Consider the following 15,811-nt stretch of genomic DNA (forward strand, 5'->3'; position numbering starts at 1 on the left):
AGGTTCATTTGCTTTCCGCCTGTTTGATGGCCAGCACGTCTTTAGGCGTGACCATGTCGCCTTTGTTGTTGCCCCAGGCGTTGCGCTCGTAGGTCACGACCGCCGCAATATCGACTTCCGACAGCTGCTTGCCGAACGCCGCCATCGCGGTACCGGGCTTGCCGTGGTAGACGATGCTCAGGTGATCTGCCGCAGGTCCGGTGGCGATTTTCGAGCCCTTGAGCGCCGGGAACATCGGCGGCAGGCCCTGGCCTTCGGCCTGGTGACAGGCCACGCAGGTGGTGTGGTAGACCTTGTCGCCACGCGCCACCAGCTCTTCAAGTGTCCACTCCTTGGAGGTCAGCTCCTTGAGCTTGGCAGCCTCGACCTTGCGCTCGCCGAGCCAGGTTTCGTAGTCGGCCTTGGACTTGACCTCGACTACGATGGGCATGAACCCGTGGTCCTTGCCGCACAGCTCTGCGCACTGGCCACGGTAGATGCCGGGCTTCTCGACCCGGGTCCAGGCCTCGTTGACGAAGCCGGGGATGGCATCGCGCTTGACCGCAAACGCTGGCACCCACCAGGAATGGATCACGTCGGCCGCGGTCACCAAAAAGCGCACCTTGGCGCCCACCGGCAGCACCAGCGGCTGGTCGACTTCCAGCAGGTAGTGTTCGCCCTTGGTGGCCTTGTTCTGGATCTGCTCGGCGGGGGTGGCCAGGTTGCTGAAGAACTCGACGTCCTGGCCCAGGTATTTGTAGTGCCACTTCCACTGATAGCCGGTGACCTGGATATCGATATCCGACTCACTGCTGTCGTAGATGTTGATCAGGGTCTTGGTCGCCGGAATGGCCATGGCGACGAGGATCAGCAGGGGCACGACGGTCCAGAGAATCTCGACCGTGGTACTTTCGTGGAACTTGGCCGCCACCTGGCCCGTAGAGCGTCGATGCACAATCATCGACCAGAACATGGCGCCAAACACGATGATGCCGATCACCACACAGATCCAGAAAATGGTCATGTGCAGGTCGAACACGGCGTGACTGACTTCAGTGGCCCCTGGTGCCATATTCACCGTCCAGGCGGCCTGCGCCTGGCTGAATACTGACCACAAGAGTAAGCCCATCCAAACATGTGGATGTCGCGTCATTGCGGGTTCCCCTTATCGTTCTTGTTATCCCGCCGGTTTGCACCTGCGGCCAAGGGGGCGGCTTCCAAACTGCTTACATCCGCCAAGCCTTGCCTGCCTAATGCAGTCGGGCGTCATCAGCTAATTACGTACAAACCCGAGTATAGACAGCGACTGCGACCCCGCAATGTGTGGGGGCAAATCAGTAAAAAGAGACGAACGGCGCTAGCCGGCCAGCATATTCAGGGCCTATCCGACGAACGATGGCATTTCGATATAACAGCGGCGCATAACCATGAAATAATTATGACAAATGCGTCTTAGGGGCTCGTATAAACGAGCTACCTTATGCAGTCCCCTTTCCTACGCCCGTATTCCTGGAGCTTTCATGAACACCGCCGCATTGCGCGAGCAGATTTCCCGTGCCCATCAACATGAAGCGTCCACCGGCCAATTGGCTAAACAACTGGACGCTCAGTTACCCCACCTGCACTCGGCCATTTCCCTGGCCGAGGGTGATCGTAATGCCGTGATGACGCGTTTCGTCACCGCCTACATCGATCAGGTCCCGGACCTGCTGGATGCCGCCAACGACGTGGCCCGGGAAGCCGGGATTGAAAGCCAGATCAAGCCGGTGCTGAAAATCGCCGAGCATTTCTTTCTCCAGCCGCCCGCCATCCTGGCGGCTCATGAAGGCCTGAACGGCCTGCTGGACGAAGCCTACCTGGCCCACCGGCTGGTAGAAGAAGTAAACGATCTGTATATCAAGCATTTCGGCCAGCCGTTGATTCCTGCGGACACCACCGTGGCCAACGTGATTGCCCACCAACTGATCGGTGAAGATTTCGCCAATCAGCTGGACGAGGCCGTGCACCTGGCGGTGGATGAAATGCTCAATGAAGAGAGCTTCGCCCTGGAGTCCGTCGAAGCCTATCGCGAGCAACTCAAAAGCCCGGCAACGGAAGCCGCGTGGAAGCGCTGGCCGTGCCTGTCGCGCCAGTTGGGTGTGGAGTTGGAGCTGGATCAGCCGGCCTGAGTTTTCCTGCCTGACATAGAACAAATGTGGGAGCGGGCTTGCTCGCGAATGCGGTGTGTCAGCCAAGTAGCTGGTGACTGACACTACGCCTTCGCGAGCAAGCCCGCTCCCACATTTTTTAGCCGGTTTCGTCAGCCAACTGCGGGGCAGAGCCGATCCGGGTCGTGGTGCGTATCCGGCCTTCCAACCGACGCTTCAACCCGCGCGCTTCGATCACCAACTTCGAGCCCTTGGCCGCATTGGCCCGCCCCCATTCCTCCAGCAACTCCAGGCACGAATGATCCACATAGCTCAGGTTATTGAGCGGCACATGCACGGTGCTTCCCGCCGGCACTGTCGCCAGTACCTGGGTCAATGCGGGCACCTTGAGAAAGGTCGCCGCGCCTATCAACCGCAACTCCATTTCACCGTCCTGGGGCAAGTCGATCAGGCTGATTTTCAAGCGCGAAGCCTTCCACGCCAGTTTCACCAGGGTCAGGCCGAAGCCCACCAACACACCCGTCAGCAAGTCGGTGAAGATGATCGCCAAGGCCGTGGCAGCGTAGGTGAACATCGGCATCCGACCATAGCGCGCCAGGCCACGGAACGCCTTGAGGTCCACCAGCTTGATCCCGGTGTACACCAGCACACCCGCCAGGCTCGCCACCGGAATGCTTTGCAGCACGCTCGACAGTAGCAGCACGAAGGCCAGCAGCCAGAGGCCGTGGAACATCGCCGACAGACGCGTGGTTGCGCCCGCCTGGACGTTGGCCGAACTGCGCACGATCACCCCCGTCATGGGCAGTGCACCCACCAGCCCGCAGAGCATGTTGCCTACACCCTGGGCAGACAATTCCTTGTCGAAGTCCGAGCGCTGGCCGTTGTGCATCCGATCCACAGCCGCCGCCGAGAGCAAGGTTTCGGCACTGGCAATAAAGGCCACCGCGAAAGCAGCGATCAGCAGGTTGGGGTCGGCCAGGTTCAGCAGGTCGCTGGGGCGGAGCCAGTCGATGGCATCGGCGAGGTTTTCTGGCACTTCCACACGCTTGACCTGCAAGGCCAGCAGCAGGCTGGCTGCTGTCGCCAGGCCGACACCCAGCAACGCACCCGGTACAAAACGCAGTTTTTGCGGACGAAATTTATCCCACAACCACATCACCAGAATCGTCGACAACCCCAGCAGACCGGCTTGCCAGCCGAGACTGGGAATGGCCTGGGCCACTGCTGCGGGGAAGCCGGCAAGGTTATCCAGCCCAGACGGCTTGGGCGCGCCATCGAGCATCACATGCATTTGCGACAGGACAATCAACACCCCAATCCCCGCCAACATGCCATAGACCACCGCCGGCGCCGTCACCCGGAACCAACAACCCAGGCGCAGGCGCCCGGCCACCAATTGCAGGAAGCCCGCCAACAGCAGGATCGGCCCGAGCATAAGCATGCCGTGTTGGCGCACCAGCTCGAACACCAGCACCGCCAGGCCGGCCGCCGGGCCGCTGACTTGCAGGGGTGAACCGGCCAGCCAGCCCACCACCAGGCCACCAATGATCCCGGTGATCAGGCCCTTGGCCGGTGGCATACCCGATGCGATGGCGATCCCCATGCACAAGGGCAAGGCCACCAGAAACACCACCACCGAAGCCAACAGCTCCCGTGGCAGCACTGTTTTTAATTGAGCTGCACGCATGATGACTCTCCCGAGGCATTCGCCGGGCATGGCAAGGCCTGGCTGCATCCATGGCAGCCATCGCGTTACCCGGCAGGGGAATGTGTTAGAAGCGCGCTTTTGGCGTCGCCGAAGGGATTGGCCCGACGCCGTTCAACGGCAGGAACGTGGCCTGGTCAGCATCGTAGGCTTTGATTTCGCTGGTCTCGATGTTGTAGATCCAGCCATGGATAAACAAATGACCGTTGGCCATGCGCGAGGCCACGGAAGGGTGGGTGCGCAAATGTTGCAGCTGGGCAATGACGTTTTCTTCCGTCAACACCTGCATGCTTTCACCTTCGTTGGCGCAGTCGCAGTTGTCCTGGACCATGGTCTTGGCAACTTCGGCGTGGCGCAGCCAGGCTTTGACCGTGGGCATTTTTTCCAGGCTCTGGGGGTTGAGCACCGCCCGCATCGCGCCACAATCGGAGTGGCCGCACACAATGATGTGCTGCACGCCCAGGGCCAATACCGCGTACTCGATGGCCGTGGAAACACCGCCGTTCATCTGCCCATAAGGCGGTACGACGTTGCCCACATTACGGGTCACGAACAGGTCGCCTGGGGAGCTGTGGGTGATCAGCTCGGGAACAATGCGCGAATCGGCACAGGTGATAAACATCGCTCGTGGGCTCTGGGCCGTGGCGAGTTTCTTGAAGAGTTCTTCCTGCTGGGGAAAGACCTCGTTATGGAAATGCAAAAAGCCGTCAACGATGTGCTGCAGCGCTGCACCGGCAGACTCCGCCTCGTAAGGGGCTGAAGCCGACGCAGCCAACGGCTGTTTATCCTTGTCACTCATGATTCATCCTCTTGTTGGCGCAGGAGAGTTTTGCAGTTCAGCTCGACGCACGATTCGTAGCGCCGCCCCATGGGTCACTCGATAAACAAGGTAGCTGCCGAAACTTAACTCAAACTGAATGAACCGCTCTAGCTCGCTGCTTTCAGTGATGTCAAAACGCGACCACCCTCGCCGGGCTACCCACGTATTTGTGTCAGTCTACAACAAAGCCAGCTGCCTGCCGGGTGGACAGAATGCACTGCAATCGAGGTTGTACCCTTCCCGCCGATCGAGCCCCAAGCGCTTGATCGCCTTGGCAAATCGCTGTGCCAGCAGATCAGCAAACGGCCCCTCGCCGCGCATGCGTACACCGAAGCGGCTGTCGTAGACTTCACCACCACGCACCTGGCGCACCAGGCTCATCACATGGGCCGCCCGTTGCGGGTAATGGGCCGCCAACCACTCCTCGAACAGCGGTGCCACTTCAAGGGGCAGGCGCAGCATCATATAGGCCGCGCTCTGTGCGCCGGCAGCATGAGCCTCGGCCAGCAGGCTTTCCAGCTCGCTGTCGTTGATCATTGGAATCATCGGCGAACACAGCACGCCCACCGGGATGCCCGCCTCGCGCATCACCCGGATCGCCCGCAGGCGCGCCTTGGGCGCCGCCGTGCGCGGTTCCAGGATACGCTTGAGCTCATCGTCCAGGCTGGTGAGGCTGATCATCACCGCCACCAGCCGCTGCCGGGCCAGCTCGGTGAGCAGGTCAAGGTCACGCAGGATCAGCGAGCCCTTGGTCACGATGGTCACCGGGTGACGATAGCGCAACAGCACTTGCAAGATTTGCCGGGTGATCTTGTACTCGCGCTCGATGGGCTGGTATGGATCCGTGTTGGAACCCAGGTTGATCGGTGCACAGGTATAGCCGGGCTTGGACAGTTGCTGCTCCAGCACATCGGCGGCGTTGGTCTTGGCAATCAGTTTGGTTTCGAAATCCAGGCCCGGGGACATGTCCCAATAGGCGTGGCTGGGCCGCGCATAACAATAAATGCACCCATGCTCACACCCCCGGTAAGGGTTGATCGAGCGGTCGAACGGCAGGTCCGGCGAGGTGTTGCGGGTGATGATGGTCTTCGCCGTCTCGATGCGCACTTCGGTGCCCTGGGTCGGCGGGACTTCCTGATACCAGCCGTCATCCTCGGTCACGCTCACCGTGGGTGCGAAGCGATTATGCAGGTTGGTGGCGGTGCCTCGCCCGCGCGGCGGCAGAGGAGTGGACATAAAAGCACCTCGATACTGTTTTTATATACAGTATCGAGGCGCAGCGGATCTGACCAGTGCCATTGGGCGGCAAACGCCAAATCAGAACCTGCTCGTCACTCGCTGTGGTTTTTGCGCAAGTCTGCCACATCGCTGGCCTTGACCGGCGCCCCCTGGTTACCCCAACTGCCGCGAATGAAGCTGACCACCTGCGCCACTTCCTGATCCGACAGCCGCCAGGCAAACGCCGGCATCGTGAAGGTGGAAGGCGCGGCGTGAGTAGCCGGCAGGGTGCCGCCATTCAACACAATGTTGATCAGCGACGTGGCATCGGCCGTTTGCAACACCGGGTTGCCCGCCAGCGCCGGGAACACCCGGGTGTAGCCATGGCCATCGGTACGATGGCAGGCCGCGCAGTTGTCGATATACACCGCAGCGCCCGGCTGGCTGTCATCGCCCTTCCACAGCGCCTCGGCCACCTGTTTGTCGTACTGATGCGGCTGATCCTCGGGGTCCACCGCCGGCAGGCTCTTGAGGTAACGGGCGATAGCCGTCAGGTCATCTTCCGACATGTACTGCATGCTGTGGACGACCACATCGCTCATGCCGCCAAACACCGCGCTGCGATCACTGCGACCGGTCTTGAGGAATTGCACCAGTTGCTCTTCGCTCCAACTGCCGAGGCCATCCTTGTGGTCGCCGCGCAGGCTTTTGGCGATCCAGCCTTCCAACGGCGCACTGCCGGACAGGAACGCCGCACCTTCAGACGCGCTCAGGGCCTTTTCCTGCATGGTCAAGGCCCGAGGCGTGTGGCAGGCGCCACAGTGGCCGAGACCTTCCACCAGGTAGGCGCCACGGCTGATCACCGGGTCGGCACCGGCCTGGGCCTGATAGCCCGCCACCTCGGGTGCGAACATCCAGCGCCATGCGGCCAGCGGCCAACGCATGCTCAGAGGCCAGGGGATATCGCTGTCCTGGCTCTGCTGGGCGACCGGCTCCACACCTTTCATGAAGTACGCATACAACGCCTGCATATCGGTTTCGCTGACGCGTGCGTAAGACGGGTAGGGCATCGCCGGGTAAAGCGTACTACCGTTTTTGGCGACACCGTGGCGCACGGCCTTGTCGAAGTCTTCAAAGCTGTAGTCCCCCAGGCCGCTTTTGTCCGGGGTGATGTTGGTGGAGTAGATCACGCCGATCGGGGTTTCCATCGGCAGGCCACCGGCAAACGGCTTGCCGCCCTTGGCGGTGTGGCAGGCCACGCAGTCGCCGGCGCGGGCCAGGTATTCGCCTTGTTTGATCAGATCCGTTTGCGCGGCGCTCACCGAGCAACTGCTGATCAGGGCCAGGGTCGCGATAACAAATGCTTTCATGGTCGTCGCTCCTTATGCCTGAACCAGCGGGCCGGGGTTCTTGAGGTATTGCTCGCGAATCGCCCGGGCCGACCAGTAGGTCAGCGCAGCCACCAGGCCCGTAGGGTTGTAGCCCAGCCCTTGTGGGAAAGCTGATGCGCCCGGCACAAACACGTTGTGAACATCCCAGCACTGCAAATAGCGGTTCACAGCACTGGTTTTCGGGTCGGTGCCCATGATCGCGCCGCCGTTGAGGTGGGTAGTCTGGTAGGACGCAGTGTTGAAGTGTTCGCCGACTTTTTTGCCGAGCACGGCAATCGCCTTGGGGTTCATCGCTTCGGCGATCTTGCCCATTTTCTCGACCATGAAGCGGTTCATCTTGATGTCGTTTTCCTGCCAGTCGAAGGTCATGCGCAGCAGCGGCAGGCCGTAGGCATCACGGTACACCGGGTCCAGATCGAGGTAGTTGCCCCGGTAGGATTGATGGGCGCCGTGGGCGTCCATCGACACCTGGTGGGTGTAGTAATCGGCCGTGGCGCGCTTCCACGCGCTGCCCCAGGCCGGTGTACCCGGCGGGTTGGAGGTGCCGGCAATCGGCCGGCTGCCCGCCTGGTTGACCCACATCGGCGAGCCGCCGACGAAACCGTGGGGCCCATGATCGAAGTTGTCGGCGTTGAAGTCGTCCACCGCCACGCCATTGCCGCCAGCGCCGATGAAGTTGTTGGTGTGCACGTCTTTGTCGAAGTAGGCCTTGATGGTGGCCATGTTCTGGTAGGCGAAGTTCTTGCCCACCACCCCTTCGCCAGTGATCGGGTCGTAGGGTTTGCCAATGCCCGAGAGCAGCATCAGGCGCACGTTGTGGAACTGGAACGCGCCGAGAATCACCAGGTCTGCCGGTTGCTCGATCTCGCGGCCCTGGGCGTCGATATAGGTCACGCCGGTAGCCTTGCGCTTGGTGCTGTCGAGATTGACCTTGAGTACGTGGGAATTGGGCCGCAGCTCAAAGTTCGGCACCTGGCGCAACGCCGGCAGGATGTTCACGTTGGGCGATGCCTTGGAGTACATGTAGCAGACATAGCCGCTGCAAAATCCGCAGAAATTGCACGGCCCCATCTGCGCGCCGTAGGGGTTGGTGTAGGGCCCTGATGTATTGGCCGAAGGCAGGTTGTAGGGCTTGTAGCCCACATCGGCGGCGGCCTTCTGGAACAGCTGCGCCGAGTAGGTATTTTTCTGCGACTCCAGTGGGAAATGGCTGGAGCGATCCGGCGCGTAAGGGTTGCCGCCCTTGCCTTCTCCCACCCGTTGGCCGTTCACGGTCCAGGCCTGGCCGGAGGTGCCGAAGACTTTTTCGGCGTAGTCAAAGAACGGTTCCAGCTCTTCGTAGCTGACACCGAAGTCCTGGATGGTCATGTCCTTGGGTATGAAGTTTTTGCCGTAGCGCTCTTCGTAGTGGCTGCGCATGCGCAGCTCGATGGGATCGACCCGAAAATGCACGCCCGACCAGTGCAGGCCCGCGCCGCCCACGCCGTTACCCGGCAGAAAGGCGCCCAACTGGCGGTTGGGCAAGGCGATGTCATTCACGCTATGGCGAATGGTCACGGTTTCCTTGGAGACGTCCTGGAAGAGTTTCTTACGCACGCTGTAGGTCAGTTCATCGATCACTTGCGGGTAGTTACCGTCCGGGTAAGTGTCCTGCATCGGGCCGCGCTCCAGCGCTACCACGTGCAAGCCCGCTTCGGTCAACTCCTTGGCCATGATCGCGCCGGTCCAGCCGAAGCCGACAATGACTGCATCCACTTTCTTCATGATGGTCGCCACGTTTATGCCCTCTCGCCACGGATGGAAACAGCCGGGAAGGGGTATTGCTCGTTGCGTTCAACCCAATCCATGAAATCGGCGCGGGCGCCGGGGAAGCCGATCATGGTCCAGCCGACCATGCCTTTGTTGCCGCCGTGGATCGGGTCGCAGAAGAACCCTTCCTTGGTGTTTTGCAGCAACAAGTTGAAGAAAATCTTCGGCGGTACCGCCGCGAAATGCTCGCCGCTTTCGGCACCGCCAGCCTCCAGGCGGCGCAGCAAATCATCCTGGGTAGCGCTGTCTTGCCCAGCAAATGCTTTACCGTTGAACGCTTTCGACCAGGAATCCGTGGCAGCGATACCCAGGCGATAAATTTCCTTGGGCACCAGTTTGCTCTGCCAGCCCATCTCGGGCGGCGCGTCGGCATTGAACGGGCCTTGCATGAACCACAGGGCACCACTGGCGTAAGGGGTGTTCATCTGACGGTCGATGTATTCCGGCGCACCGGCCTCCAGGGCGCCTGGGCCTTGGGCATCGGCAGGAATCAAGCGCGCGACGGCGGCGTTGATAAAGGCCCATTCCTCAGCCGTGAAGTAGCTGGGCTCGTAGGCCTTTTCACTGGCGGGGGCCTTGGCCGGGCTGGCCTGGGCAGGCGCCGGCGTGGCCATCAGCATCGAGCCGCCAAGGCCGGTACTGGCAACCGTGACCACCGGGATCAAGGTCAAGGATTTGCGCAAAAAGTCACGCCGGGGGTTGTCTCGATCTTGATCAGACATGGTGGCACCTCATCATGTGGTCACGGTTTTTTAGCCACTTCTGGGAGTGGCTTGTGGTTTGGGCAGCGAATTGGGCCAAAAAGACCCTAGGAAATAGAACGCAGCGGTAATAAATAGTTACGAAATGATAGCAGCCTAAGCATCAGACGAATCGTTTCAGCCACAAAATATCCAGAAATAGCACACAACGCTGACCAAGGGCCTAATGAGCAAGTGGCTCCTGCCCCTGGAGCAAGATGCCCGGCGTCACACCGAGAAACACCTGCAATGACTCGCACAATGGCCGCGAATTACCTGGGGCCAATACGGTCTCCCGAAAAGCACGCCCCGCTTGCGGGCTGAACACCCCCTCACGCAGAAACCTTGAAAAAGCTTCTTTTGCGAGGACACCGGACCACCGGTAGGAATATAGGTTGGCCTCATAGCCTTGCATGATATGGGTCAGCTGATTGACCGGGCGCAGGCCGGACAGCTCGGTCAAATACCCGACTTGCACGGCGGCATCGTCGAAGACCTGCTCAATGCTGCGCCCGTCGCCCCAGGTCCTGTGCAATTCAAAATCGAATAGGGCAGCCATCAATAACTCGGCCGTGTCCCAGCACGTTTGAATGGAGAGATGGCTCACTTGCCTATGCGCCAAGCCGTCCGACAGACGCTCACCCGTCTGATGATGGCGGGACAGCCAAGTGAGTACTTCTGGCTGGAAGCACCACTGCTCAAGGAACTCGCCAATAAACTCCGAAGTGTCGCGCCCGTAGCCCGACGAACTCGAAACCTCACGGTGCTCGGCGCTTGTCAGTACTTGTTGCAAGCAGTGCCCAAACTCATGGAATAGAACTCTCAGTTGGGCGTGGTCAAGCAAATAGGGTTGCCCAGGCTCCTCCTGCATGAAATTACACTGCAAGACAACGCTCGGACGCGTCAGTAAACCCTCGGCATCCTTGTGCCGATCGCGCAAGGCAAAGCTGTTTGGAGCCTCATCCGCCCCCGCGCGCAAAAATGGTTCAAAGAACACATAGCCAAGGACTTCGTTGAACTCCTGCACCTCGAACAGACGAACAGACGCACTCCACCGATCAAAATCCGTGCGCTCAACGAACTGCACGCCAAACAATTGCTGGAAGAGTTCGCACAACCGAAAGAGCGTGTCATCCAACGTAAAATACTCACGTAACTGTTGCGCAGAAACACCGGCAACTTGCTGGCGAATCCTTTGCGCGAAGAACGCGTAGTCCCACAGTTTCAGATCAAAGACCCCATGGCTAGCGGCCATTGCCTGGAGTTGCAGTAGGTCACTGGCAAAGGTGGATTGCTCACTTGCCAGTTGTTTTTGCAAAAACGCCAGCACTTGGTCGGTGGACGTAGCCATTTGGTTTTCCAGCGCCAACTGGGCAAAGTTGTCGTAACCCAATAGTTTGGCGATCTCATGGCGCCCATCCATCACCACCCTCAGGTGGTCGCTGTTATCGTACAAGCCCGCGTGCGGACCGATATCAGAAGCACGACTATAAAATGCACTGCATACCTCCTGGCGTAGCCCCCGGTTCGCGGCTTGCGCGAGCAAACGTCGAACCGTCTCACCCTCCAATGTGACCAACCAGCCGGTCAATCCCTGCGCGCGGGCCTTGGCCGCCATCGAGTGCTTGAGGCTGGCGGGCACGCCCTCAAGCAATGTCTCATCCTGGATATGCTTGCTCCACGCAGCAGTTGCTTGAATGAGTTGGTAGGAAAAGTCGGCTTCAAGCTGCTGATTGACCGCTGTCAGGTAAGCCAGACGTTCACGGGACGTGGCCGGCAACATGGAGCCTGACCTTCGATACCGCGCCACGGTTTTTTCCAGTACGCGTTGACGCGACGGGTCGAAAAGCCGCGCTATCGGGCTCGCGCCAAGGCTTGCGTAGAGAGCATGCAGTTGCGGGCTGGCGGCCAGTTCTGCTCTATAAGCATTCAACTGATCATGGAAGTCGCTGGCGGCGCGCCTCCAGTCATCATCGATGGCTACAGAGTCCAGCACCATGACTATGCGCTGGGCCGCATCGAGGCGGGCGTAGAGATCACTCATGGCCAGCACCACGTCATCCCATGTAGGGAATAGCGCTTGGGTTTGTAGGGTTTCGTCCACCTGACGGCGGCTGTCGGCAATCAATGCCTGTGCCGCCGGCGCGAGGTGTTCGGTGTGGACCTGCGAGAACAGTGGTAGCTCACCGGTCTGTAGCAAGGGGTTGTGGCCAAACATGGGTTCGTTCCTTTTTGTCCTTCGAGTGGAACTCGAAAGTCTAAAAAAAACCAATCCGGGCCAAGCAATACCTATGTACATCGCCTTACGCCGCAGAGGGGCGAAAGGCGATGGGGTGTTTCAGTCAATCAGTGTTTTTTCAACTTGGGGTTGGGAAAGAACTGCACCGCCTGCACTTTGGCATCCGGTACTTTCAACGCCGAGGTGTTAACCCGAGTACCCAGCTCCCTGGGCACCGACAACCCCTGGTCATTGAGCGTGTCGGTATACCCACAAGCCACGCATTCGCGATGCGGCACGCTGTCCTCGGTCCACATCTTCAACTTGTCCGGCTCGCTGCACGCCGGGCACACGGCGCCGGCGATAAATTGCTTCTTGGTGATCACAGGTCCGTCACTCATGCTGCCGCGTCCTCACTCAGGCCGCTGTGGCGCAAGAGTGCGTCAATCGACGGTGCACGTCCGCGGAAGTCGACGAACAGCACCATCGGCGCCTGGGAACCACCACGGGCCAGGATCGCCTCGCGGAAGGCACGCCCGGTTTCAGGGTTAAGCACACCGTCCTCTTCAAACTTGGAAAAGGCATCCGCCGACAGCACTTCGGCCCACTTGTAGCTGTAGTAACCCGCCGCGTAACCACCGGCGAAGATGTGCGCAAAGCTGTTGGGGAAGCGGTTGTAGGCTGGAGGGCGCATCACCGAGACTTCGTCACGCACGCCTTCAAGCACCTGCGCCGCACTGCGGCCATCGCCGTGGGTGGCGTGCAGCTCAAAGTCGAACAGCGAGAATTCCAGCTGGCGCACCATCATCAGGCCGGACTGGAAGTTCTTCGCCGCGAGCATTTTCTCCAGCAGGTCCTGAGGCAGTGCTTCGCCGCTTTCATAATGGCCGGAGATCAGTGCCAGGCCTTCCGGCTCCCAGCACCAGTTCTCCATGAACTGGCTCGGCAACTCCACTGCATCCCAGGCCACGCCGTTGATGCCAGACACGCCCGCGTGTTCAACCCGGGTCAGCAGGTGGTGCAGGCCATGGCCGAACTCGTGGAACAGGGTAGTGACTTCATCGTGGGTCAGCAGGGCAGGTTTGCCGCTGTCGGCCGGCGTGAAGTTACACACAAGGTTAGCCACCGGGCTTTGCAGCACACCGTCAACGGTGCGGCGACGGTCGCGCGCGCCGTCCATCCAGGCACCACCACGCTTATTGGCGCGGGCGTACAGGTCGAAGAAAAAGCGGCCGACGTGCTGGCCGTTTTCCTTGATTTCAAACAGGCGGACATCCGGGTGCCAGGTGTCGAAGCCTTTCTGCTCGGCGATCTCGATGCCGTACAGGCGCTGGACGATGGCAAACAGGCCGCCCAGCACTTTGTCGATCGGGAAGTAGGCGCGCAGGGCTTCCTGGGACACGCTGTAGCGTTGCTCACGCAATTTTTCGCCGTAGAAACCGCTGTCCCAACTTTGCAGGTCGGCGCAGCCCTGTTCGGCGGCATAGGCCTTGAGCTGCTGCAGGTCCTGGGTGGCGAATGGCTTGCTGCGCTTGGCCAGGTCGCGCAGGAAACTCAGGACCTGATCGCTGGACTCGGCCATTTTGGTGGCCAGGCTCAGCTCGGAGAAGGAGGCGAAGCCGAGCAGTTGGGCCAACTCCTGACGCAGGTCGAGGATCTGTTCCATCACCGGGCCGTTATCGTTCTGACCGGCATTCGGGCCCTGGTCCGACGCACGAGTGCAGTAGGCAGCGTAAATTTCCTCACGCAGGGCGCGGTCCTGGGCGTAGGTCATCACCGCGTAGTAGCTGGGGAATTCCAAAGTGATCAGCCAGCCATCCAGCTCTTTGGCCTGGGCTGCGGCAGCCATTTGTGCCTTGGCGGAATCGGTCAGGCCGGCCAGGGTCGCTTCGTCGGTAACGTGTTTGGTCCAGGCCTGTGTGGCGTCCAGCAACTGGTTGGAAAACTTGCTGCCCAACTCGGAAAGCTTGCTTTGCACTTCGGCGTAGCGCTTTTGCTGTTCCGGCGGCAGGTCGATACCCGACAGGCGGAAGTCGCGCAGGGCGTGTTCCAGAATGGTTTTTTGCGCCACATCGAAACCGGCGGCTTCGGGGCTGCTGGCCAGGGCTTCGAACGCCTGGAACAGCTCGCGGTTCTGGCCCATCTCGGTAGAGTAGGCGCTCAATGCCGGCAGGCAGGCCTCGTAGGCTTCGCGCAGTTCAGCGCTGTTGCACACGGCATTGAGGTGGCTGACCGGGCTCCAGGCGGCGCCCAGGCGGTCGTTGAGTTCGTCCATGGCCAGGATCAGGCCGGCCCAGGTAGGATTTTTTCCCTGGCTTTGCAGGATGCCGTCGATGGCGACCCGGTTGTCGGCCAGGATCTGTTCGATCGCCGGTTGGACGTGCTCGGCACGGATCGCCGAGAACGGCGGCAGGTCGTAGGACTGCAAAAGAGGGTTGTTCGCGCTCACGGTTGGCACCTTGGCTGAAGAAACAGATAAGACAAAGATGGGGCCATCTTAATTACAATCAATGCCCACCGCAGCTATCAACCAAACAGAGAGAGGCTATCGTGACCCTTCGCACCTATCAGAATCACGCGCCAACCCTCGGCGCCGGGGCTTTTGTCGACGCTTCGGCGGTGGTGATCGGCGATGTTGAAATTGGCGCAGACAGTTCGGTCTGGCCGCTGACGGTGATTCGCGGCGACATGCACCGCATCCGCATCGGCGCACGCACCAGCGTGCAGGACGGCTGTGTGCTGCACATTACCCACGCCGGCCCCTTCAACCCTGACGGTTTCCCGCTGCTGATCGGCGACGACGTGACCATCGCCCACAAAGTCATGCTGCATGGCTGCACCGTGGGCAGCCGGATCCTGATCGGCATGGGCAGCATCGTGATGGATGGCGCCGTGGTTGCAGACGATGTGATCATCGGCGCCGGCAGCCTGGTACCGCCGGGCAAGAAACTTGAAAGCGGTTTTTTGTACGTGGGCAGCCCGGTTAAACAGATCCGTGCGCTGACTGACAAAGAACGCGCCTTTTTCACCTACAGCGCCGCGAACTACGTGAAGCTCAAGGACCTGCACCTGGCAGAAGGATTCGACCGATGACCCTGGATTACCAGACCGTTCTATTCGACCTGGACGGCACCCTGACCGACCCACGGGAAGGCATCACCCGTTCGATCCAGTACGCCTTGGGCAAGCTGGGCATCGATGAGCCTGACCTGACCAAGCTCGAACACTTTATCGGCCCGCCGCTGCTGCAGGCCTTTATGCAGTTCTATGACTTCGACGAGGCCCGCGCCTGGGAGGCCGTGAATTTCTATCGCGAGCGCTTCAAAGTCACCGGGCTCTATGAAAACCGCGTGTTCGAGGGGGTCATGCCATTGCTCGAAGCGTTGAATGGCCAGGGGCGCCAGCTGTATGTGGCCACCTCCAAGCCGTGGGAATTTGCCCGGGAGATCGCCCGGCATTTCGATTTCGCCAAGCACTTCAAGGTGATCTACGGCAGCGAGCTGGACGGTACGCGCACCAACAAGGTCGAATTGATCGCCCATTTGATGCGCGAAGAAGGGCTGGACCCGGCCAGCACCTTGATGGTCGGCGACCGCAAGCATGACCTGATCGGCGCGCGCAGCAATGGGCTGGATGCGGCGGCGGTGGGGTATGGGTTTGGTAGTTTTGAAGAGTTGAATGCCGAGGCGCCGCGCTGGCATTTTGAGACGCTGGCCGAGATGCATCAGGCGTTTTTGCGGCGGGTTTGAGCTCGCTATCGCGGGCAAGCCCGTTCCCACATTGG

13 protein-coding genes are annotated in these 15,811 nt (G+C 60.4%); 3 read left to right on the forward strand and 10 right to left on the reverse strand.

All coding sequences use genetic code 11. The features are described 5' to 3' along the window. Nucleotides 1-4 precede the first annotated feature (4 nt). A complete protein-coding gene (coxB, locus tag FJD34_RS24645) occupies nt 5-1,132 on the reverse strand; it encodes a cytochrome c oxidase subunit II (protein ID WP_090292603.1) in 1,128 nt (375 codons plus the stop codon). A 367-nt stretch (nt 1,133-1,499) separates the two neighbouring features. Here coxB and FJD34_RS24650 point away from each other — a divergent pair, with 367 nt between their 5' ends. Continuing rightward, complete coding sequence (locus FJD34_RS24650) at nt 1,500-2,147, forward strand: hypothetical protein (protein WP_032862631.1); 648 nt, start codon at nt 1,500-1,502, stop codon at nt 2,145-2,147. A 118-nt stretch (nt 2,148-2,265) separates the two neighbouring features. Here FJD34_RS24650 and FJD34_RS24655 read toward each other — a convergent pair whose 3' ends face one another. From FJD34_RS24655 to prlC, 9 genes are all read right to left on the reverse strand, one after another. Continuing rightward, complete coding sequence (locus FJD34_RS24655; RefSeq protein WP_032857085.1) at nt 2,266-3,813, reverse strand: SulP family inorganic anion transporter; 1,548 nt, start codon at nt 3,811-3,813, stop codon at nt 2,266-2,268. Between the two features lie 85 nt (nt 3,814-3,898). Then, nucleotides 3,899-4,630 carry a carbonic anhydrase gene (locus FJD34_RS24660; RefSeq protein WP_032857087.1) on the reverse strand — a complete coding sequence of 244 codons (732 nt, stop codon included), beginning with the start codon at nt 4,628-4,630 and terminating at the stop codon, nt 3,899-3,901. Between the two features lie 198 nt (nt 4,631-4,828). Next, nucleotides 4,829-5,887 (reverse strand): PA0069 family radical SAM protein, encoded by a 1,059-nt coding sequence (locus FJD34_RS24665; RefSeq protein WP_032857088.1) that lies wholly within the window; start codon nt 5,885-5,887, stop codon nt 4,829-4,831. A gap of 95 nt (nt 5,888-5,982) precedes the next feature. Continuing rightward, nucleotides 5,983-7,239 (reverse strand): cytochrome c, encoded by a 1,257-nt coding sequence (locus tag FJD34_RS24670; protein ID WP_090292601.1) that lies wholly within the window; start codon nt 7,237-7,239, stop codon nt 5,983-5,985. A 12-nt stretch (nt 7,240-7,251) separates the two neighbouring features. Beyond that, nucleotides 7,252-9,036 (reverse strand): GMC family oxidoreductase, encoded by a 1,785-nt coding sequence (locus FJD34_RS24675; RefSeq protein WP_090292599.1) that lies wholly within the window; start codon nt 9,034-9,036, stop codon nt 7,252-7,254. Between the two features lie 2 nt (nt 9,037-9,038). Continuing rightward, complete coding sequence (locus FJD34_RS24680) at nt 9,039-9,791, reverse strand: gluconate 2-dehydrogenase subunit 3 family protein (protein ID WP_032857094.1); 753 nt, start codon at nt 9,789-9,791, stop codon at nt 9,039-9,041. 202 nt (nt 9,792-9,993) lie between these two features. Beyond that, a complete protein-coding gene (locus FJD34_RS24685; RefSeq protein WP_157695993.1) occupies nt 9,994-12,027 on the reverse strand; it encodes a M3 family metallopeptidase in 2,034 nt (677 codons plus the stop codon). Between the two features lie 128 nt (nt 12,028-12,155). Further along, the gene (locus tag FJD34_RS24690) at nt 12,156-12,428 is read right to left on the reverse strand and encodes a YheV family putative zinc ribbon protein (RefSeq protein ID WP_032857097.1); all 273 of its coding nucleotides are present in this window, start codon (nt 12,426-12,428) and stop codon (nt 12,156-12,158) included. Beyond that, nucleotides 12,425-14,476 carry an oligopeptidase A gene (prlC, locus tag FJD34_RS24695; RefSeq protein WP_032857098.1) on the reverse strand — a complete coding sequence of 684 codons (2,052 nt, stop codon included), beginning with the start codon at nt 14,474-14,476 and terminating at the stop codon, nt 12,425-12,427. Before prlC ends, FJD34_RS24690 begins: the two co-directional genes overlap by 4 nt. A 101-nt stretch (nt 14,477-14,577) precedes the next feature. Between prlC and FJD34_RS24700 the strand changes: the two genes are divergently transcribed. Together FJD34_RS24700 and FJD34_RS24705 are read left to right on the forward strand one after the other, a co-directional pair. After that, nucleotides 14,578-15,120 carry a gamma carbonic anhydrase family protein gene (locus tag FJD34_RS24700; protein WP_032857099.1) on the forward strand — a complete coding sequence of 181 codons (543 nt, stop codon included), beginning with the start codon at nt 14,578-14,580 and terminating at the stop codon, nt 15,118-15,120. After that, nucleotides 15,117-15,776: an HAD family hydrolase gene (locus tag FJD34_RS24705; RefSeq protein ID WP_090292595.1), complete on the forward strand. Its 660-nt coding sequence runs from the start codon at nt 15,117-15,119 to the stop codon at nt 15,774-15,776. The genes FJD34_RS24700 and FJD34_RS24705 overlap by 4 nt, the downstream gene beginning before the upstream one ends. The last annotated feature ends 35 nt before the right edge of the window (nt 15,777-15,811 follow it).

Source organism: Pseudomonas brenneri, from assembly GCF_007858285.1.
GTDB lineage: Bacteria > Pseudomonadota > Gammaproteobacteria > Pseudomonadales > Pseudomonadaceae > Aquipseudomonas > Aquipseudomonas brenneri.

Bases quoted from the DNA above. Each gene is read 5' to 3' on its own strand.
- FJD34_RS24665 (WP_032857088.1), bottom strand. From the start codon at position 5,887: ATGTCCACTCCTCTGCCGCCGCGCGGGCGAGGCACCGCCACCAACCTG.
- FJD34_RS24650 (WP_032862631.1), top strand. From the start codon at position 1,500: ATGAACACCGCCGCATTGCGCGAGCAGATTTCCCGTGCCCATCAACAT.
- FJD34_RS24690 (WP_032857097.1), bottom strand. From the start codon at position 12,428: ATGAGTGACGGACCTGTGATCACCAAGAAGCAATTTATCGCCGGCGCC.
- coxB (WP_090292603.1), bottom strand. From the start codon at position 1,132: ATGACGCGACATCCACATGTTTGGATGGGCTTACTCTTGTGGTCAGTA.
- FJD34_RS24680 (WP_032857094.1), bottom strand. From the start codon at position 9,791: ATGTCTGATCAAGATCGAGACAACCCCCGGCGTGACTTTTTGCGCAAA.
- FJD34_RS24660 (WP_032857087.1), bottom strand. From the start codon at position 4,630: ATGAGTGACAAGGATAAACAGCCGTTGGCTGCGTCGGCTTCAGCCCCT.
- FJD34_RS24685 (WP_157695993.1), bottom strand. From the start codon at position 12,027: ATGTTTGGCCACAACCCCTTGCTACAGACCGGTGAGCTACCACTGTTC.
- FJD34_RS24705 (WP_090292595.1), top strand. From the start codon at position 15,117: ATGACCCTGGATTACCAGACCGTTCTATTCGACCTGGACGGCACCCTG.
- FJD34_RS24655 (WP_032857085.1), bottom strand. From the start codon at position 3,813: ATGCGTGCAGCTCAATTAAAAACAGTGCTGCCACGGGAGCTGTTGGCT.
- FJD34_RS24670 (WP_090292601.1), bottom strand. From the start codon at position 7,239: ATGAAAGCATTTGTTATCGCGACCCTGGCCCTGATCAGCAGTTGCTCG.